Origin of the sequence: Janthinobacterium agaricidamnosum, from assembly GCF_003667705.1 — a bacterium.
Taxonomy (GTDB): Bacteria; Pseudomonadota; Gammaproteobacteria; order Burkholderiales; family Burkholderiaceae_D; genus Janthinobacterium.
In genome coordinates this window covers 2313705-2335769 of record NZ_CP033019.1, presented here as the reverse complement: position 1 = coordinate 2335769, position 22065 = coordinate 2313705, and the positions used below count along the sequence as shown (strand labels likewise).

Genomic DNA, 22065 nt, shown 5'->3' with positions numbered 1-22065 from the left:
TTAATGACCTCCTGAAGGTAAATATATCGTCATCGAACCAGTCACTGGCTGCCCGCCAATACGGCCAGTCCCAACTGCTCCAAATCGATTCACATGCATATCCGAAAATGCTTGGTATGGTGTAGCACGTGCACCGCCGCTCTTAATTTCAATTCCAAATAATGAATTATCAGGATTTCTGGTCATGATGTCATATTTGCGAACTCCGAGTGGACCGGCAACTTCCAGCTCGGTGCCCACTACATTTACACCATTTGACCTTAAAAAATCAGCATAGTTACTGGCATTAACTGTACCGGGTGCAGGCGCGCCGCTAACACTCGAAAATTTTCCATCTGGCGTACGCAAACTGCCATCAGGGTAAGATCTCACGTTAGCAGCCTTATTTGCGGCGGCTTCCCCATCCTTCGACAAAGCAGGAACACTAGGCTCCCATGCATTGGTCAACGGATTCTGGCGCGCTATGACTTTTCCATCCGCGCCAATCAATTCCGCATTTCGTATAGGAATTTGGCTAGTGTCGATAGTTCGCTCTGCTACCTGAGCAGTATTGCGCGAAAAATCAATGGATTTCCCCAGTTTTTTGACTGCATCAACAATACCACCAATACCAGTCGACAGTATAACAGTAGTGCCAATGGCGCCATCGTCAACATCGCTGCCTACGTAGCCTGCTCGTTCAAATCCTCCAGCAAGGAAGTTGGTCACTTCCCCTGTCGCCTTGTCGATCATTTTTTCTACTACGGGAACCCGCTTGACACCAAACATCACAGGTCCGGCCATGAAGTCCGCCCCGGCCAAGACAAGTTTCGCTTCAGGCTTACTCTCAATAAAATTACCAAATTCCTTGACCGCAGTCCCGACATGCTGGGAACCTTTGTCGAGATGTCGAAATAGCAAGAATGCGTCTGGCACCGCACTGCTCGCATCTGATAAATTTTCATTCGAAACGTCCGAAGCAGGAACGGTGTGCATCTCTACATTAGGATTTTTAATGAAACCTGCCCGCACATAAGATTCATGGATATTTGCAATTTGCTCAGCTGTTGCCCCTCGTAAGCTCAAATAATTGTCTACTCGACGCAGTCTTTCAGCGGGCGAAATATCTTGCAATGAAGGGTCGTGCTGCAGATCAGTCACTTCCTTCAATACTTTATATTCATCAGGTGAACTAGACGCATTGAGGCCTAACTCAGCTCCGATATACCCAATTTGGGCCTGCTGCTCTAATGACAACAACTTGAAAGAATCCGGTAATTTTGGACGATTGAGTAAGCCAGAAGCACTGGTGCCAGCGGCATTCACTGCCGCCCCAGTCAAACCACCGCTCAGCGCACCAATCGCCGTGGAGGCCAGCAGTCGGGAAGTGCCCCCCTCAGCCCAATCGCTTTCAATCTTTGCTGCCTGGAGCAACATTTCGTCTCTTTTCGTCTTGTCAGGCTCACGAAACGCTGCGTCCTTCAAATCAAATGCTTCCGCCAGCTTGTCTTTGGCGTACTCCTCCACCTCATTTGCCGCCGCCGCCGCAAACGCCGCCGTTACATCCATCGTCGCCTGCAGCTTGGATTTGTCGAAATTATTGCCGATCTTGCCGCTGCTATCCACACCGGTCGTCACATCGCGGTTCACACCCGCGATAGTTTCTTCCGCTCCCTTGCCGGTCGCCGCGCGCTGGGCCGCGTCGTCTGTGATGACGAGTGTGCCGCCGCTGATGCCGCTGCGCGTGGTGCTGCTGGCATTTTCGCTAGTCCCCACGATAATAGGCAAACCTGCGGTTTTGGCATCCTTCTCGCCGCCGACGTTGGTGAGGTTATCGTTCTTAGGCCCCGTGCCTGCGAACGACACTCCTCCCGACACCCCAACACTGCTCCCCTTCGAAATCGCATGATTGGCAATATCACTATGCGTCAAAGTCGAGGTAATCAAGCTGCTGTCAAGCTTGCCCGCCTCCGTGGCGCTGATGACGGCACCCTTCAAGTCCGTATTGCCACCCACCTTGATCTGGAAGCCGCCGTCACCCGCCTTGATGCCGCTCTGCTCCTGCACGCTGGCGTAGTCGTTATGCATCTTGCTCTGGCTATAACTGCCGCTGACGCTGGCGCCAAAGCCGACGGTACCGCTGGCGGAGATGCTCTGGCTCTTGCTGTCGAACTTGGCCGTGTCCTGCAGGCTTTCCAGGTTCAGGTTGCCCTTGATGTCGGCAATTACCTGGTTGGCGCTGGCCACGGCGCCCTTGATGTTGGTGTCGCCGCCGCTGCTGATGATCAGCTTGTCGCCCGCGTTCACATGCGTGTTGAGCTGCGTCGTGCCATCGCCGTCCTCATGCCCCTTGCTGCCGCTGACGCTGGCCGTGAAGCCGAACGAGGTGCCCTTGGTGCTGACAATGGCTTGCACGCCCACCGATGCACTCATGCTTGAGCTCTTGCTGTGCTGGCTTTCCGTATCCTGCGCGGCCAGCAGATTGGCGTTGTTGTCGGCATGCAGGCGGATATCGTTCTTCGCGTTCAGGTCGCTGCCCAGGATGGTGATATTGCTATCCTTGCCGCCACCCGTGGCCGTGATGTTGATATTGTTGCCCGTCAACACGCTGCCGCTGTGCGTGGTGCTCGCCGTCGTTTGCGTCTGCTGGCTTTCCGAATGGCCCGCCGTCAGGCTGATGCTGATGCTTGGTCCGCCTTCCTTCATCATGTCCTTGGCCGCGGCGTTCGCCGCCATGGCCGTGGTCGCCGCAGCCATGGCCGTCACCCGGCTGTTCTTCGCCGTGCTGGCTGCCGTGCTCATGGTTTGCAAGGTCTGGATGGCGCTCACCACGCTGCCGCCCAAGGCGACGGTAAAGCCATCCTGCGTGGTCTTGGTCTCGAATTTCCCCTTATCACTATCTTGTCCCGGCGTAATTTTCACGCTGGTGCCCGCCAGGTTCAGGTCAGTGGCCGCGACAATATCGCTGCCGCCGATCTTCAGGTCCTTGCCTGCAACGATAGTCAAGGCGCCGCTGGTCGAACCCACGGTGCTGCGCGCCTGGCCGCTCTGGATGACGGCGTCACGCTCCTGGTCGGTAGTCGTGGTGCGCGTGCCATAACTGAAGCCAAAACCGCCACCGCTCATGAAGCCGCTTTCCTTGACGTCGCGGTGGTGCAGTTCCTTGCTCGTTTCGCTTGCCGCGGCTATGCTGATATCGTTCTTCGCCAGCAAACTGGCGGAGCCATCGCTGAGAATTTGCGCGCCCGTAAGCTTGATGTCGTTGCCTGCAGCAAACGCCACCGTAGCGCCGCCAAAAGCACTGCCGGCCGAGGTACCCAGGTCCAGCATGTCGCGCGTGGTAATGGTCTTCTTGTTCAGGAAACCCTTGCCGGTCTGTACATGTCCCTCGTCGACGGTAAGCTGGTTCGTGCCAGCGCTCAGCACGATGTCATGGCCCGCCGTCACAGACAGGCCCGCGCCTGCCTGCACATCGGCTGCCCGGGCAGTCAGATCGATGCCGGCCTGCAGCACAATGCTGCCACTGCCCTGGATCTGGCTACCCACCTCGGTACTGCTGCTGTCCTTGCGGTAGTTTTTCGCATCCCAGCTCAGGCTGCTGCTGCTGGCCGTCGTCAAGGTTCCCAGGTTGATGTCGCGGCCGGCATTGACGATGGTCTGGCCATCCTTGCCGGCATTGCCGATGACCCCGGCAAGCATGCTCACGTCGCGGCCCGCAGACACCACCAGCGTTCCGCCGCCACTGCTGCCATCACCGGTCACGTACAGCCCCGCCACCCGGTCGATATCCGTGCGGCTGAAACTGTTGCCTCCAGCGCTGCTGCTGGCACTGTGCGTGGTGCTGGCAATATGGATGTCGCGCCCGGCGGTAGCGATCAACTCGCTGTTGGCCGAGATCGTGCCGCCGATATTGTTCAGGTCGTTCCTTGCGGCCACGGCGACGGCGTCGCCGTTCAGGCGGCCACCCATGTTTTCCACATTGTCCGCGGTCAACTTGACAACGCTGCGCCCGGCAATCGTGCCACTGTTGGTCAGGTCGCCCGACAGATTGATATTGATGTCCTTGCCGGCCAGCAGTGCTCCGCTACCGTCCAGGTCTCCTTCACGCAGGCGCAGATAAATTTGCGGTACCAGCGCTTTCTGCACCGAGCCATCTGGCAGCGCCACGTCGCGTTCGACCAGCCAGACAATATCGCTCGTCAGCGCTGCCATTTGCTCGGCCGTCAATGCAACACCAGGATGCAGATCGTAATTCTTCGCATATGCCACGCCGGCGTCCATCAAGGCACGGTATTGCTGCTCGTCGTTCGTGTAGTCGCCGACAAAGCGCTGCCCCGTCAACTGCGCCACCTGTTCGCGGATCAGCTTTTGTTCATAGAAGCCGTCACCCAGGCGTTTTTGCGTCACCGACGGGTCCACCTTGACCTGATTGAGCAGATAGTCGGAACCTGTCCATTCGCGGAAATTGGCAAAGCGCGGATCCGTCTCGACCAGGTAACGCGACGACAGCGACGGCAAGGTGCGGAACAGGCTTGCATTGGGCAAGGCCGTTGACGGGCTGCTGGTGCGCACGAACTGCGCCCGGCCGGAAGCGTCCGTAAGCGCCACTTGCGCAATGCCGGGCAGGCGTGTCTGGCCCGGTACGCCACCCAGGCCGGCAGCCTGCGCGGCGGTGCCGGATGCATTGCCGATGCTGGTGCTGCCCGCCGGCGCCAGGCTGGCCTGGCCGTGTGCATCCGCCCCCGTCACGCGCCCCACCTGCATGTCGGCGGGCAGCACGCCCAGTGCCGCTTCCGTGACGCCGGCCCCGCGCGCCGCACCCGGCACGCCACCGACGCCGGTCGCCGCGGAAACGCCTCCGGAGGCATTGCCGATGCTAGTCGTGCTCCCGGACGCCAGGCTGACCTGGCCAAGCTGATTCGAACCTGTCACGGTGGCGGCAAGCGCGCCGGCGACCGTACGAACGAATCCCCCCTGGCCGGCCTGGCCGAGGCGATCCGTGCCAGTAGTTGAAGCTGTACCGCCGACATGCTGCATCTCTTGGGCCATGGCACCCGTTGCCGCCGTGCCAAGCGCAATGGCGCCCGGGTAAGCACCAGTCGGGCCATTGCCTTGTTGAACCGCATCGACTGCGCTCCCGGAGACGCTGCCGACAGTGCCGCCCAGGCCGGCCCCCGCCACCCGCGTCGTTCCGTTCGGCCCACTGCCGCCGCTGGCCGCGCCGGCCTGACGGCCTGCCGCATTGTCAACCCCGGCCAGGCCTGCCAGCACGCTGACAATGGCCTTGCCCTGCACTTGCGCGCTGGCCGCGCCGGCCGCGCTGGTGGAGGCATTGACGCCGCCAGTAGCGGCGCCGGACAAGCTGATGCCGCTGCCCTGCGGCGTGGCAAACTGTTCTTCCCGCGCAATGTTAAGAGTGATGCTCTCGGTTTTCTCGGCCCCGGTAAAAGCCGCCGGTTTTCCAATGCTGGTACTATCGCGCCCTTTTTTGAACTTTCGCTTGTATAGGGTCGCCGTACCTTTGTCAGTACTGATTTTCTGTCCCTGCGTCTGTCCATTCCTGATGCGGCTGCCATGCATGTCCAGCAGCCCGCCCGCGATGATATGGCTGTCTTCGTTGGCAACCAGGTCGGCACTGATGGAGATATTGCCGCCAGCAATGATGCGCCCGGGGTCGGAACTGACGATCTCGCTCTGGCGCGAAGTACGCGTGGTCTTGTAGAGCGTCCACACTTCATACGTGCCATCTGGCGTGCGCAGATGCAGCGACTCGTCATCATATGTCTCCACGCCCGGCGTGCCGGCGACATAGCGTTTCGCCGCGCCGGCGCCCTGGTACTCGGTCACGGACTCCTGTTTCGTCGATGAGGACATTTTCATCTGAATATGCTTATTCAGATTATTGATCTGGGCAGCGCTCATGCTCAGGCTGCCCAACGCTTCGATGGTGGCGCTGGCGTTGTTCAAGACCGCCGTGCGCCCGGTCGCCTGGCGATTGCCGTCAATACTGCCACCGATAGACAGGCTGTTGGCGCTGAAAATCAGCGCGTGTTCGAAGTTATTGATGGTTTGTGCGCCAATCTGCAGGTCGTTGCGCGCAGCGATGGTCGCGGCAACACCATTTTCCACATCATTGTTCAGGGTCCCGGCACCAATGCTGAGCTGATCACCATAGATGCGTCCGGTGCCAATGTTATGAATGATGTTTGCATTAATCTCAGTGGCAACACCGTCGATCACGCCCCGATTCACCAGCAGACCGCCGGCACTGAGGCGTGTGATGGTCGCGCTGATGTCACCGTAGGCCGTGTTATCGATGTTGGAATTGGTACGCAGGGTCAATGTGCCGCCCGCGCGCACTTTGCCCATGTTCAGGAATTGACCACCGGTGGCGATGCCAAGGTTGCGGTTGGCGACGAGCTCCGCACCGGCGCCATGGCTATAGCCACCGCTCAGATCGAGGTTCATGTCCAGCTGCGACAACAGGCGTCCATCGCCCGTCAGACTGGCGGCACGCACATCGGCCAGCGCGCCGGCAATCACCGTCCCTCCCGTATTGATGATGGCAAGGCTGCGGTTCGCCGCCAGATCGGCCACGCTCAGCGCCCTGCCGGCGCTGGCCAGACCTTGTGTATTATCAAAAACACCTGAGCCGACGATATCCAGATTGCCATCGGTGCGCAACGCTCCCGCCCGGTTGCTCAGCGAGCCCGTCGTCAGGATGGCGTTAATCGCCTCGATACCCTGGTTACTGCCTTGCGTCGTGCTGTTGTCGATCGTGCCCGCCGTCAGGCTGACCGTGGCGCCGGAGCGTATCAATCCATTCCGGTTGTCGATGCCGCCGGGAGTAGCGAACGACAGCTTGCCCACCACCTGTATCTGGCCATTCTGGTTATCGAGGCCAGCGCCAGACAACGCCAGGCTGGATTGGCCGACGATCTGCCCACCCGCATTGTTGATCAAACCGGTGGTGCCGCTGATCGCCCCTGCCGCACCGAAATAACCTGCCGTGTTGTTCCAGCTGCCTATCGACAGAACGGCGTCGCCACCGCTGACGATGCCGCCGGCATTGCCCTGGTTGCGCGCAGCATAGGCGCCCGCGCTACCGTTGCTCAGGACCTGGCCGCGCGTGTCGATGCGCATGCCAGCGCCAGACTGCAACAGGCCGCCGTCATTCGTCAACGGGCCGGAGTACACGCTCAGCGTCTCGCTGGCGGCGATGGTGCCCAGATGGTTATCCAGCGCCCATAGGCCCGTATCGATCCGGATATTCTTGCCAACAATCATACCGGCGGCGCCTTGTCCGGCAGCGACCGTATTGCTCAAGTCAGCACTCCGAAGCGTGATGTCGCCAACGGCCTGCAGCGTGCCGCCGTCGTTTTTCAAGACGCCGCCGCTGATGACATTCAAGTTACCTGCCACTGTGGCAACCTTACCGCCGGTATTGTCCAGGAACCCAGCCGCCAGTTCGACGTTACCCGTCGCGGCCAGCAAGCCGGCCTCGTTGCGCAGCACCTGGGCCGCGCTGGCGTGCAGCGTACCGCCAGCCGTCAGTTTGCCGCCCTGGTTCAACAGCTCGCCCACCGCCGCCGTGAAATTGCCGCCGGCTGCGATCACGCCACTCTTGCTGTTGTCCAGCGTGCCGCCACCGCGAATATCCAGGCTGCCGCTGCCAGCCGCCTGCAACGTGCCGCCCTGGTTATTCAAGGAGTAGGCAGCGATGCTGGTGCTGCCATTGCTGGCGATCGTGCCGCCGCGGTTATCCAGGCTCTGGCTGGCGCCGATAGCGGTCTGTCCGAGGCCGAGTTGGGTAATATTTCCTTGACGATTGTCGAGCGTATCGGATGAGATCGTTACCTGCTGCGCGATCGTGCTGGCATTGCGATGGTCAAGCGCCGCCGCGGTCATGTCCAGACTGCCATTCGAGGTGATCTGGCCCCGCTGGCCGCTGATCTGGCCTGCATGCATCGTCAATGTTCCGCTACCCGCATGTTCGATCTTGCCGTCCGTATTTGCCAGCACGCCAGCGTTCAGGTTCAAACTGACGCTGTTGACGGCGATGCGTCCGCTCGTATTATCGAGTACGCCGCCGGGCGAAGTGAGGTTGAGCGAACTGGCGCCACTGCCCGTCTGGATGATGCTGCCCTGTACATTGCCCAGGTTCGCCACTTGCACGGTCAATTGACCTGCGCTGACCTGGCCGCGGCCGTTCTCCCAACGCTGGCCATAGTGATTGGCGGCATGGACTTCAAGTGTGCCAAGGGTCGTTACCACGGCGCCGCTGGTGGAGACGTCACCCGCGCTCGCGTTCAGCGCGATGTTCGACGCACTGGTTTGGCTGCCCGTCACATCCACCGTAGCACCGCTGAAAACCATGTTGCCCGCAGCCAGATTCTGACCGGAGGCGCGCAAGGCCTGGGCCGTCGTCACGTTCAGGTTGCCTGCGGCCAACAAACTGCCATCGGCCTTGACGCCCGCAGCCAGCAAACTCGACGCGGAACCGGTCAGACTGCCTGCATTGATCGTGTTGTGTCCTTGCGCCAGGATAGTGCCAGTATTGCTGACATCGCCCGAGGCACGCAGAGTCTGGTTGGCACCAGCATACAGGCTGCCGCTGTTGACGACGTTGGCGGCAACCGTATTCAGGTCGATACTGGCAAACACCTTGCCGCCATTATTGTTCAGGTCGCCGATAGCCAGCTCCGCATTGCCATCGAGCGCCTGGATCTGGCCGCGCGTATTATCCACTGCACCACCGCGCAATGTCAGCTTGCGCCCACCCAGAATATTTCCCTCAGTATTGTTCAAAGCCGTACTGGCGTTCACACCGAGATTCTGTGCCGAAACAAGACGGCCATGGTCGTTGAGCAGGGTCGCCGTTTCGACCTGCACATCGCCATTGCCCTCGATCTTGCCGCCGCTGTTGTCCAGACTACGCGTGGCAACGATGCTCGCCAGGTCGGTTCCTAACTGGATGATTTCGCCCTGACGATTGTCCAGGGCACCGCTCGTCACCGTCAGCTGGCGCGCAATCGTGCTGGCATTGCGGTGATCGACGTAATCGGCCGCCACTTGCAGCGCGCCATTACCCGTGAGCTGGCCACGCTGGCCGTAAAGATTCGTGGCGCGGATATCCAGCAAGCCCTTGCCCGCATGTTCGATCTTGCCATCGATATTCGTCAGGTCGCCCGCCTGCAGGCGCAGATTGGAGCTGTTGACGGCGATGCGCCCGCCGGTGTTATCCAGCTTGCCCGTCTCGATGACCGTGTCGCCCGTGCCCGTCTGTATCAAGGTACCCTTGGTATTGTCCAGATTGGCAACGCGCAAGGCCAGCTGCCCGGCGCTCAGGCTGCCGCTTTGGTTCACCAATGCCTGCCCATTGGCGGCATTCGCCGTGATGGCCAGCAAGCCATTCGTCGATACGATGGCCTTGCTGGTCGTCACATTGCCCGCAAAGGCCGTCAAGCCGACATTGGCTGCGCTGGTCTGGCTGCCGCCCACGTCGACCGACCCGCCCGTCAATTGCAACTGGCCCGCCGCCATGTTCTGGCCGCCAGCTTGCAAGGCGCCGGCCGTTTTCACCGTCAAATCGCCAGCCGAGGCAAAGCTGCCATCGGCGCGCATGCCTGCCGCCAGCAATCCATTGCCGCCCAGGCTGCCCGCCGTGATCGCCGTATTGCCCAGGGCCGCCAGCGAACCGGTATTGCTGAGCAAACCACCGATCTCCAGGGTCTGGTTGCGGCCCGCATACAGCACGCCAGCGTTGAGGACGTCGCCGCTGACCTTGGCCGTGATATCCGTGCCCGCGCCGAGTGTGCCTTGTACGTTGCGCACGCTGGCCGCATCCAGGCTCAAGGCGCCCGTGCCTGCCTGCAGCAGGCCGCGCGTATTGTCGATGGCGCCGCCCAGGTGCAGATCGGTCGCCGCCGCGATCACGCCGTCGGTATTGACGAGTGCGCCAGTGCTGACGATGTCGGCGGACGTTGCCGAGGTGATTTTGCCCTTGGTATTGTCCAGGCTGCCGGTCTGCAGCGACAACACGCCGTTGCCGGCCATCTCCCCATTCGTATTATCGAGCTGGCCAGTGACGGCCACCGTCATACCGCCCGCGCCCGTCTGCAGCAAATGGCCACCCCGGTTGCTCAAGCTGTCAGCCTGCACGCTCAGGGACCGCCCCGTGGTGGTGGCGTTGGCATGGTCAAACAGACCGGCCTTGAGATCGACGGCGCCATTGCCGATGATGCTGCCGCCTGCGCCCTGCAAGGTGGCCGCCGTGATGGCCAGGCTACCTGCACCCGCATGCTCGATCGTGCCGCCCGCATTCGTCAAGCTGGCCGTGCCCAAGATCAAATTATTACTATTGACGGCGATGCGTCCCACGCTATTGTCCAGTTTGCCCGTCTGGATGACGGTGTCGCCCGTGCCCGTCTGGATCACGGTGCCCTTGGTGTTATCCAGGTGACCCACGTGCAGGTCAAGCTGGCCGGCACTGAGTTGCCCTTCCGTATTGCGCAAGGTATCGTGCGCGCGGACCGTCAGCGTGCCCGGCGTGCTCACCACGGCCTTGGCGGCCAACACATCGCCGCTCGTCGCGGCCAGGCTAATCTGCGTTGCACCGGTCTGGCTGCCCGTGATATCCACATTGGCACCCGACAGGTTCGCCACGCCGGCCGCCAGGTTCTGGCCATGTGCGGCCAGCGTGTGCGCGGTATTGATCTTCAAGTCACCAACCGCGCCCAGCTTGCCATCGGCCTGCATGCCTGCACCGATCAAGCTGCTTGCACTGCTATCGAGGCTATTGGCCGTAAGACTGGTATTGCCTTGCGCCGCAATCACACCCGTATTGGCGACGCCGCCGCTGACGGTAATGGATTGATTCCCGGCAGCATACATGCTGCCCGTGTTATTCAAGCTGGAAAGCGTGGCGTTCAAGTTGGCGCCTGCAAACACGCTGCCAGCAGTGTTGTGGAACTTGCCGAAATTCAAGGTCGCGTTACCGGCAACGGCTTGCAATTGCCCCTTGGTATTGTCGATGTCACCACCGTTCAAGACCAAGTGACGCCCGGCCGCCACCGTGCCTTCCGTATTGTCCAGGCTTCCCGCTTTCAATTCGACATCTTGCGCCGCCACGACGCGGCCCGTATTGTTCAGCAAGGCGCCAGCTTTCACCAATGCATCGCCATTGCTCTCGATCTTGCCGCCCGTATTGTCCAGCTGCCCGGTGGCAGTCACCGTCAGCATGCCCGCGCCCGTCTGCGCCAGACTGCCGGCGCGATTATCCAGACTGCCGGCGTTGACGGTCATCTGATTCGCCACCGTCGTCGCATTGCGGTGATCGAAGGCGACTGCCGTGATGTCGAGCTTGCCATTGCCCGTGATCTTGCCGAACTGGTTGTTGAACTGGCCCGCGTTGATGGACAGTATGCCCGCACCTGCATGCTCCAGCTTGCCGTTAAGGTTCGTCAACACCGTCGCGTTCAGGGCCAGGTTATTACTGTTGACGGCGATGCGGCCGGCCGTGTTGTCCAGCTTAACGGTGGTAATCACGGTATCGCCTGTGCCCGTCTGCACGATGTCGCCGCTGGCATTGTCCAGATTCGCCACATTCAACTGCAATTGGCCCGCCACCAGCTGACCCTGGCTGTTCACCAACGCCTGGGCATTATTGGCATTGGCGGTGATGGCCAGCACGTTGCTGGCGGAAATGACTGCCTTGTTTGTCAGTACGTCGCCGCTGCGCGCGGTGATGGCGATATTGCCAGCGCCCGTTTGGCTGGCCGACAGATCTACGCTGGAACCCATTAGCACGGCGCTGCCCGCCGCCAGGTTCTGCCCGCTCGCTTGCAGCACGCCATCCGCGTTGACGGTCAGATTGCCTGCCGTACCCAGGCTGCCATCCGCTTTCATGCCGGCACCCAGCAAGCCGCTGCTGGTGACGCTGCCAGCGGAGATCGTTGTGTGATTGGCGGCGGCGATGGAAGCCGTGTTGTTCAGCAGACCGCCCACGGTCAGCTGCTGGTCGCGGCCCGCATACAGCAAGCCGGAGTTGTTCAGATCGCCACTGACCCTGGCCGCCAGGTCCGTGCCCGCGCTCAGCGTGCCCTGCTGGTTCAGCAGGCTGGCCACATCCAGCGCCAAGGCACCGGTGCCCGTTTGCACGACACCACGCGTATTGTCCAGCGCGGTACCACCGACCTGCAGGTCGGTGGTCGCCGCCAGCACGCCATCGGTGTTATTCACAGCGCCCTTGCTGGCGACAGATGCCGCAGCCGCGGACGTGATGCGGCCCTTGCTGTTGTCGAGTACGCCTGCCCGCACCTGCACGCCGCCGTTGCCGCCGATCTCGCCGCCGCTGTTGTCGAGCTGTCCCGTCGTGGCTACCGTCATCGCCGCATCGCCCGTCTGCAGCACATGGCCGCCACGGTTGCTCAGGCTATCGGCCTGCAGCGTCACTTGCTGCCCCACCGTGCTGGCCTGGTCATGCCGCATGATGCCCGCGTCGATGCGCACCAGGCCATTGCCGAGGATGCTGCCGCGCTCGCCATCGAGCGTTGCCGCGTGGAGAGCCAGCGTGCCGTTGCCCGCATGTTCGAGCTTGCCATCCGTATTCATCAGCTTGCCCGCATCCAGGGTCGCATTCGCGCTGTTGACGGCGATGCGGCCGCTGGTGTTGTCCAGTACGCCGGCCGGCGTGCTCAACACGATGCGCGTATCGCCGGCGCCCGTCTGCACCACGGTGCCGCGGCGGTTGTCCAGGTTACTCAGTTGCAAGTCCAGCTGCCCCGCGCTCAGTTGCCCCTGTTCATTGACCAGGGTCTGGCCCGCATGTGCTCCCGCCGTCACCGCCAGGGTGCCCGGCGTCGTCAGCAGTGCCTGGCGCGTCAGCACATCGCCCTGTGTCGCCGTCAATGCGATGTTCGCCGCGCCCGTCTGGCTGCCCGTCAGGTCCAGCGCCGCGCCGCTCAGGGCCAGCTGGCCCGCCGCCAGGTTTTGTCCCTTGGCCAGCAGCGCCTGTGCCGTCGTCACGCGCAAGTCGCCCGTCGCCAGCAAGCCGCCATCGGCCTTCACGCCCGCACCCAGCAGGCTCGATGCCGAACTGTCCAGGCTGGCCGCCTGGATCGTCGCATTGCCCTGCGCCGCGATCACGCCCGTGTTCACAATGGCGCCCGTCGCCTTGAGCGTTTGATGCGCGCCTGCGTACAGGCTGCCGCTGTTGTCGACCTTGCCGGCCGCAATCGCCAGGTCGCCCGCTGCAAACACGCTGCCGGCCGTATTCCGCAAATCGCCGATGGCCAGGCTGGCCGCACCGGATACCGCCTGGATCTGGCCGCGCGTATTGTTCACGTCGCCGCCACGTATATTCAGGCCGCCTGCCAGCACGCCTCCATCGGTATTGTCCAGCGAGCCAGTAACGATCTCGGCCGCGCCGGCGAACGCCAGGCGCCCGTTCTGATTCAACAGCATGTCGGCGCTCAGCGCCATGTCGCCATTGCCTTCAATCTTGCCGCCACGGTTGTCCAGATGACCGGTGGCCGCCACGCTGCCACTGCCAGTTCCCGTCTGCGTGACGCTGCCCTGGCGATTATCCAGGGTGCCGGTATGCAGCGTCACCTGCCTGGCCAGCAATGCGCCGTCGCGGTGGTCGAAGCTATCGGCCGTCACGACCAATGCACCGTTGCCTGAGATCTGGCCCCGCTGTCCATACAGGTTCGTGGCGCGAATCGCCAGCGTGCCCGTGCCCGCATGTTCGATCTTGCCATCGATATTCGTCAGCGCGCCTGCGCCCAGACTCAAGTTGCCGCTGTTGACGGCGATGCGCCCACCCGTATTGTCCAGCACGCCCGTGTCGATGACGGTACTGCCCGCGCCCGACTGCACGATCGTTCCCTTCACATTGCGCACATTGGCCGCCGCCAGCGCCAGTTGTCCCGCACTCAGCTGGCCGCCCGCATTCACCAGTACCTGTCCATTGTTGCCATTGGCCGTGATCGCCAGCAAGCCTGCCGTGCTCACCTGCGCCTGGCTGGTGAGGACGTCGCCTGCGCGCGCCGTCAGCGCAATATTCGCAGCACTGCTCTGGCTGCCCGTCAGGTCCAGCGCGGCGCCGTCCAGCACTGCGTCGCCCCCTGCCAAGTTCTGGCCTGTCGCCCGCAAAGCCTGCGTAGCCGTCACGACCAGGCTGCCTGCCTGGCCCAGCGTGCCATCGGCCCGCATGCCCGCGCCCAGCAAACCGCTGCTGTCGATGCTGCCTGCTTGCACACTGACATCGCGCCCCGCCGCCAGCGAGCCGCTGTTGCCGAGCGTGCCGCCGACGACCAGGAGCTGGTCGCGGCCCGCATACAGCAAGCCGGAGTTGTTCAGATCCCCGCCGACCCTGGCCGCCAGGTCCGTGCCCGCGCTCAGCGTGCCCTGCTGGTTCAGCAGGCTGGCCACATCCAGCGCCAAGGCACCGGTGCCCGTTTGCACGACACCACGCGTATTGTCCAGCGCGGCACCGCCGACCTGCAGGTCGGTGGTCGCCGCCAGCACGCCATCGGTGTTATTCACAGCGCCCTTGCTGGCGACAGATGCCACAGCCGCGGACGTGATGCGGCCCTTGCTGTTGTCCAGCACGCCGGCCCGCACCTGCACGCCGCCGTTACCACCGATCTCGCCGCCGCTGTTGTCGAGCTGTCCCGTCGTGGCTACCGTCATCGCCGCATTGCCCGTCTGCAGCACATGGCCGCCACGGTTGCTCAGGCTATCGGCCTGCAGCGTCACTTGCTGCCCCACCGTGCTGGCCTGGTCATGCCGCATGATGCCCGCGTCGATGCGCACCAGGCCATTGCCGAGGATGCTGCCGCGCTCGCCATCGAGCGTTGCCGCGTGGAGCGCCAGCGTGCCGTTGCCCGCATGTTCGAGCTTGCCATCCGTATTCATCAGCTTGCCCGCATCCAGGGTCGCATTCGCGCTGTTGATGGCGATGCGGCCGCTGGTGTTGTCCAGTACGCCGGCCGGCGTGCTCAACACGATGCGCGTATCGCCGGCGCCCGTCTGCACCACGGTGCCGCGGCGGTTGTCCAGGTTACTCAGTTGCAAGTCCAGCTGCCCCGCGCTCAGTTGCCCCTGTTCATTGACCAGGGTCTGGCCCGCATGTGCTCCCGCCGTCACCGCCAGGGTGCCCGGCGTCGTCAGCAGTGCCTGGCGCGTCAGCACATCGCCCTGTGTCGCCGTCAATGCGATGTTCGCCGCGCCCGTCTGGCTGCCCGTCAGGTCCAGCGCCGCGCCGCTCAGGGCCAGCTGGCCCGCCGCCAGGTTTTGTCCCTTGGCCAGCAGCGCCTGTGCCGTCGTCACGCGCAAGTCGCCCGCCGCCAGCAAGCCGCCATCGGCCTTCACGCCCGCGCCCAGCAGGCTCGATGCCGAACTGTCCAGGCTGGCCGCCTGGAGCGTCGCATTGCCCTGCGCCGCGATCACGCCCGTATTCACAATGGCACCCGTCGCCTTGAGCGTTTGATGCGCGCCTGCGTACAGGCTGCCGCTGTTGTCGACCTTGCCGGCCGCAATCGCCAGGTCACCCGCCGCAAACACGCTGCCGGCCGTATTCCGCAAATCGCCGATGGCCAGGCTGGCCGCACCGGATACCGCCTGGATCTGGCCGCGCGTATTGTTCACGTCGCCAGCATTCAAGGTCAGGGAAAGTCCAGCAGCCAACACACCGCCCGTGTTGTTCAGGCCCCCGGCAACGTTCATGTTGACGGCCTGCGCTGCGGCAATGCGGCCATGCTCGCTCAGCACACTGGCTGCCGACAGGCCAAGACTGCCGTTGGTTTCCAGCCTGCCGCCGCTATTCTCCAGCCCCCGCGCAACATCCACCGTTGTTTGCTCGGTTCCCGTTTGAATGAGGCTGCCACCGCGGTTATCCAGCGTACCTGCTTGCACAGTCAGATGCCTGGCCAGCGTCGTCGCCTCGCGGTGGTCCACTGCGTCAGCCGCGAGCGCAAGGTCGCCATTGCCGGTTATCTGTCCACGCTGATTTGCCAGCGAGGCGGCATGAATAGCAAGGGCACCCGTGCCCGCATGTTCGATCTTGCCGCCTGTATTGACCAGCGCCGCCACATCCACGGTCAGGTTGTGGCTATTGGTGGCAATCCGTCCAGCACTATTATCGAGTTGACCAGGCAGACGAAGCGCAAGGTCGCCTTCGCCAAGTTGCAAAATCTGGCCCCCCACATTCGATATGTCATGCGCAGCAATACTCACCTCTCCGCCCGTTGCCTGCGCACCATCGGTACGCAGTAAACGCGTGGTCTGCAGCGCCAGCGTGTCGCGCGCGGCCAGCCCGGCGTGCCGGGCATCCAGGTCTCCCTGGCTTGCCACGGCAGAAAGCTGTCTGGCGGACAGATTAGCCCCGGCGAGATCGACTGCGGTTGCCGCAATCCGCACCGTATTGCCCGCGGCGCCGATGCCATGGATACCTGCACCTGCATTTGCCTCGACGGTCAAATCGCCCGTTGGACGAAGCATATTGTCAGCATTCAGGCCAGCAGCCAGCACCGCACCGGCGGCTGAATCAACGCGGCCGCCTCCATGCAGCGCAGTATTGCCAGCAGCAGCGATCACGCCGTTGTTGCTGATATCACCACCGCTTGAAATACCAGTATCGCCTGCGGCATAAATCGTGCCCGCATTTTGCAAATTCCCCGCTGCGCTGGCCTGTACCTGGCCACCTTCAGCACCAGACTGAATATAGCCACTGTTGCTGATCCAACCATCCGAATGCAGCACCACATTACCCACCGATGCGGCCACGGTTCCGGCGTTACGCGTACCGATACCAGCCTCGGTGCCTATCAGTGTAATTTTTCCGGCATACATGCCGCCCAACTGGGCGACATCCAGTGCAAACGCAGGCTTCGCGCCATCGCCAGATGCGGCAGCCTCGACCGCATGATTTGCATCCATCCGGTTCGCGCCCGTGACGACCCGCAGATCGTTGGCCCATATGCCAGCATTCACTTGCACAGCCCGAGCCAGAATGGACGTGTAATCGCTTTGTGACGTATCCAGTCCCCTGCCGCTGACGGTGACCATGCCCCGCTGCACCACATAGCCGTCGAGATTGCCGCCATTGACAATGGGAGAACCTGTCGTCAACGTCACGCGGCTGGCGTTGATAAAGCCGCCGCCATCCACAGCTACCCCGGAAGGATTGGCGATGATGACCTCTGCGCGTTGTCCCGCCACTTCGACATAGCCGCGCAACTGGCTGGGATTGGCGGAATTGACTTCGTTCAGGATGACGCGCGCGCTGCCGCCGGCCAGCCACGGATTGCCTTGTACCCAGCCACCGGTCTGGGTTTGCGTATTGCCACGGCTGTTATTCAGGATGACGCCATTGCTCTGCACGTCAAACTGGCTATACGTATTGCGCGACACGCCTGCCCCGCTCGGCGTCTGGATATTCACTTGCGGTATGCCATTTGCTGTCTGCAACACGGTTGGACGCTGGCCTCCCGGGGCATTGCGATCCGCCACGACCTGACCATGCGCAGCACCGGTCACAAAAAGCAGCATGCCCAAGGCACTGAATACCGCGAGGCAGGCCGGCCGCAACGTTGCCAGCGTCAATTCCGCGCCACCTCCCCCTGCACCGTCGTTCATGACACTTTCGCCGCCAGGAGCTTTACCTTGCGACGTGGCATTCTCGCCCACCACCATCAATTGGCCACGGCGTTGATTGAATATGATGCGGTACAGGTGCTTATTCATGGATTCTTCTCGTTGAGAACACCTAACAAAACTTGCTGCGCTAGGTGTTATAAATATTTAAATGGATGTCGTTTTGGCGTAATTGGCATGCATGGGCCTGGCGCTCCACCAGCTGGCCGCCTGCTCCTTGGAAACCGCGCAACCGCGGGATGTTTTTACTTGCAAACCCGTCTCGTCTCCCTTGTGATACAAAAACCGGTAACAGGATTCGGAAAGGCGTGTAGAAACTTCGCGTACGAACGATGCCGTGTGGCCAAATGGAGCGACCCAGTCCGTAATCCACATGCGGTCGCCGCTATTCCAGTCTTCCGGGCGCATCAAGGTATGGTTACCGTCTGCCAGATAGCGGCTTTCGGCATCGGCATCGAAATTTGCCCAGGCCACGTAAGCCACCGGCTGCTGAACGCCATCGAGCGACGTCAACGCCAGCATGAACTGCTGCTGTTTGATCGGATTCAACAAAGTCTGGCTGAAAGACGCTAGCGGCAGATCGCGATGATTCTTAGAATGCATGCAAAGCCATGTCAGCGCGCCAAACAGTTCTGCCTCGCTGTGCCCAGGCAAGCCCAAGGCGGGGGCGATAATGTCCAAAGAAGAGGTACTCATGGTGTCGGATATATGATTAAAAGCTCGCGTTCAAATTGAAGCCGGCCGTATGGCTGGCCGTACGGAACAGCTCAGGTTTGCGCACGGGCCAGCCGACAAAGGCGTCGTACTGCACGCCCAGCCACTGCCCGCGCAAGCCGACAAAGCCGCCCGTCAGGCGCCGCGCGATCAGCCATTCGGCGGACGGTCCCGCTACTTCGCCGTGGTCCAGGCCCGCATACGCTTCCTGGCCGCTGCTGCCCAGCGGCACGCCGAGCTCGTTGCGCAGCAGCCAGCCGCGTTCGGCCGACAGGCTGCTTTCGCCGTCGTAGCCGCGCACCGTGTAGCGCCCGCCGATGGCAAAGCGGTCCTGCGGCACCAGCGGCGTGCGGTTGTGCTGCATGCGCCAGCTGCCCGCGTAGCGCAGCGGCTGGCCGGCCAGCTTGAACGGCGCCGACAGGGCCGCGTCGGCCAGGATCAGTTTGAAACGCGACGTACCCTCGCCAAACGCTTCCTCGGGCGCCGCCATCGCATGCATCGCGCCCGTGCCGCGCCGGTATTGCAGGTTGAGGTCCAGGGTGGCCTGCCCCAGGAATTCGCGGTGGCCAAGGCCCAGTTCCCAGCCGGCCATGCGGCGGCGCTGCACTTCCACTTCCGTGTCGTCGATGAAGTTTTGCGCGGCGCGCTGCCAGCCGCGCAGGGACAGCGTCGTCTTGCGCGACGCGTCGCGGTACACCAGGCGCGACAGTTTCACTTCCTTGTTTTGGCTGGCGCCGCTGTAGTTGTAATCCTGGCTGATGCCGGCCACGGACTGGTGATAGCGGCTGTCGCTGGCCGTGAAGGCCAGCAGCCAGTAGGCGTAGGGAATCGAATAGTGGGCCACCATGCCGCCTGTGCCGCGCGGACCATTGCGGTTGCCGTCGACGTTCTGGTTCAGGCTCAAATAAAACAGATCGTTCAGGGTCAGCCAGTGGTCATACGACAGAGTCACGCTGCCCTGCAGTTTGCCCGTCGAGCGCGAACCGCCGTCGTCGAGGCCCAGCGCCAGGCGGAACGGCAAACCCTGCTTCCACTGGATCTGCAGGTCGCTCTCGCCCGGCTTCGCATTGCCGCCCTCGGCCGGCATGATCTGGATATCGGCTTCGGCCGTCGGCACGCGCTTGAAGTTTTCCAGCGCCTGTTCCGTATCGCGCACATTGAGCAAGTCGCCGGGCCGCGCCGGCACGGCATTCCACCAGGTGGCGCGGGGGTTGGTGCCGGGCGCAAAACCAATCTGGCGGATGCGGCCCGGTATCAAGGTCAAGGTTAAGGTGCCCTTGCTTAAATCCTGCGGCTCGGCCAGCACGCGCGTAGTGACAAAGCCGCGCGCGATGATGGCGTTCTGCATGCGCCCCATCAGCACATTGATGGCCTGCGTGCCCAGGCAGCGGCCCAGCGGCGAGTCCGGTGCCCCCAGGTCGTCGTGCCCGGCTGCGGCCAGCGCCCACTGGAACCGGGCGGCGTCCTCGCCCCGCAATTGCAGATGATCGATGGTAAAGCACGGCGATTCGCCTGTGGGCACGCGGTTGGCGGAAGCGGCCGCGGGCGCCTCGAGCAGGCGCACGTCGGGATTGCGCTCCTGCTGCTGGCGCAGGAGGCGCTCACGTTCTTGCTGGCGGATCAATTCTTGGCTGGCATCGTCGCGCTGGCTGCTGCCAGGCGGGGTGGGAAGGGGCGGCGCGATTTCGGGACGGGTCTGCGCGGACACGGCGGCACACAAGGTGCCGCTGAACAAAAATACACCGCACCATGGCGTCAAGCGCAGGTGCATATGTTGCCTTAAGTAATTATTTACGTAAGGAAATTATAAATTAATTATTTCTATGGGGCAACTTTATTTATTTCTTGAGAACTTTACCTGTTTGGTAACTGTCTTTCAACTATCCAATTACCACTAGTAAAACCCCGCGCGGCCCGGCGGCGGCACAGCAGGCAATGGCGTCCGGCATTGATGTATAAAAAAAAAAGCCCTGTAAAAACAGGGCTTTGGCTTACTCGCTTTATTCGGAAATGCAAAGTTTCTTTATGGGAACTCACTCCCACTCAATGGTCGCCGGCGGCTTGCCCGAAATATCGTAGACGACGCGGTTGATGCCGCGCACTTCATTGATGATGCGGTTCGAGACCTTGCCCAGCAGACTGTGCGGCAGGTGTGCCCAGTGAGCCGTCATGAAGTCCTGTGTCTGCACGGCGCGCAGTGCCACCACGTATTCGTAGGTGCGGCCATCGCCCATCACGCCCACCGATTTGACGGGCAGGAAGACGGCAAAAGCCTGGCTCGTCGCTTCGTACCAGTTGGTCGGCACGCTATCCTGGTCGAAGCCAGGCACCACCACCGGTTCATACGGCGTATTGCGCAGTTCTTCGATGAAGATGGCGTCGGCGCGGCGCAGCAGGTCGGCGTAGTCTTTCTTGACTTCGCCGAGGATGCGCACGCCCAGGCCCGGACCCGGGAACGGGTGGCGGTAGACCATGTCATGCGGCAAGCCCAGGGCCACGCCCAGTTTGCGCACTTCGTCCTTGAACAGTTCGCGCAGGGGTTCGAGGAGCTTGAGCTTCATGGTGTCCGGCAAGCCGCCCACGTTGTGGTGGCTCTTGATGGTCTGGCCCTTCTTGCCTTTGCCGGCCGATTCGATCACGTCCGGGTAGATCGTGCCTTGCGCCAGCCATTTGGCGTTGACAAGCTTGCCCGATTCGACCTGGAACACTTCGACGAACTCGCGGCCGATGATCTTGCGCTTTTGCTCGGGGTCGGTGACGCCGGCCAGGTGGCCCATGAACTGGTCTTCCGCATCGACGCGGATGACTTTCACGCCCAGGTTCTTGGCGAACATGTCCATCACCATCTTGCCTTCGTCCAGGCGCAGCAGGCCGTGGTCGACGAAGACGCAGGTCAGCTGGTCGCCGATGGCGCGGTGGATCAGGGCAGCGGCCACGGACGAATCGACGCCGCCGGACAAGCCCAGGATGACGTCATCGGTGCCCACTTGCGCGCGGATCTTTTCCACCGCTTCGCTGATGTAGTCAGGCATGTTCCAGTCCGACTTGCAGCCGCAGATTTCATGCACGAAACGGCCGATCATGGCCTTGCCCTGCACCGTGTGCGTTACTTCCGGGTGGAACTGCACACCGTAGAACTGGCGCTCTTCATCGGCCATGGCGGCGATCGGGCAGCTTGGGGTGTTGCCCATCAGTTTGAAGCCTGGCGGCATTTCCAGCACCTTGTCGCCATGGCTCATCCACACTTTCAGCATGCCGTGGCCTTCGTCGGTGACGAAGTCGGCAATACCGTTGAGCAGCTTGGTATGGCTGCGGGCGCGCACTTCGGCGTAGCCGAATTCGCGTACCAGGCCGTTTTCCACCTTGCCGCCCAATTGGGCCGCCATGGTTTGCATGCCGTAGCAGATGCCCAGCACGGGCACGCCCAGCTCGAACACGGCTTGCGGCGCGCGCGGCGAATCGCCGTCCAGCGTGGAATTATGGCTGCCCGACAGGATCACGCCGGCGGCGCCATAGTTGCGCACGAATTCGTCGCTGACGTCATACGGGAAGACTTCGGAAAACACGCCGGAATCGCGCACGCGGCGGGCGATCAACTGGGTGACTTGGGAACCGAAATCGAGAATGAGGATTTTAGAATGCATGGTCGGAGCTTTATTCAGGGTCAATTGCAAAACCGGCGCACTGGGCGCCGGTCTGGACTTTCGTTACCGC

4 protein-coding genes are annotated in these 22065 nt (G+C 62.1%); all 4 read right to left on the bottom strand.

Going from position 1 to position 22065, the window contains the following annotated elements:
- Entirely contained in the window at positions 1-17727 is a 17727-nt protein-coding gene (locus D9M09_RS10655) for a hemagglutinin repeat-containing protein (protein ID WP_121669228.1), read from the bottom strand.
- Positions 17728-17784: 57 nt separating this feature from the next.
- Entirely contained in the window at positions 17785-18333 is a 549-nt protein-coding gene (locus D9M09_RS10650) for a toxin-activating lysine-acyltransferase (RefSeq protein ID WP_070221506.1), read from the bottom strand.
- Between the two features lie 16 nt (positions 18334-18349).
- The gene (locus tag D9M09_RS10645) at positions 18350-20122 is read right to left on the bottom strand and encodes a ShlB/FhaC/HecB family hemolysin secretion/activation protein (RefSeq protein ID WP_121669227.1); all 1773 of its coding nucleotides are present in this window, start codon (positions 20120-20122) and stop codon (positions 18350-18352) included.
- Positions 20123-20384: 262 nt separating this feature from the next.
- Positions 20385-21995: a glutamine-hydrolyzing GMP synthase gene (gene guaA / locus D9M09_RS10640; RefSeq protein ID WP_070288027.1), complete on the bottom strand. Its 1611-nt coding sequence runs from the start codon at positions 21993-21995 to the stop codon at positions 20385-20387.
- Between the last annotated feature and the right edge of the window lie 70 nt (positions 21996-22065).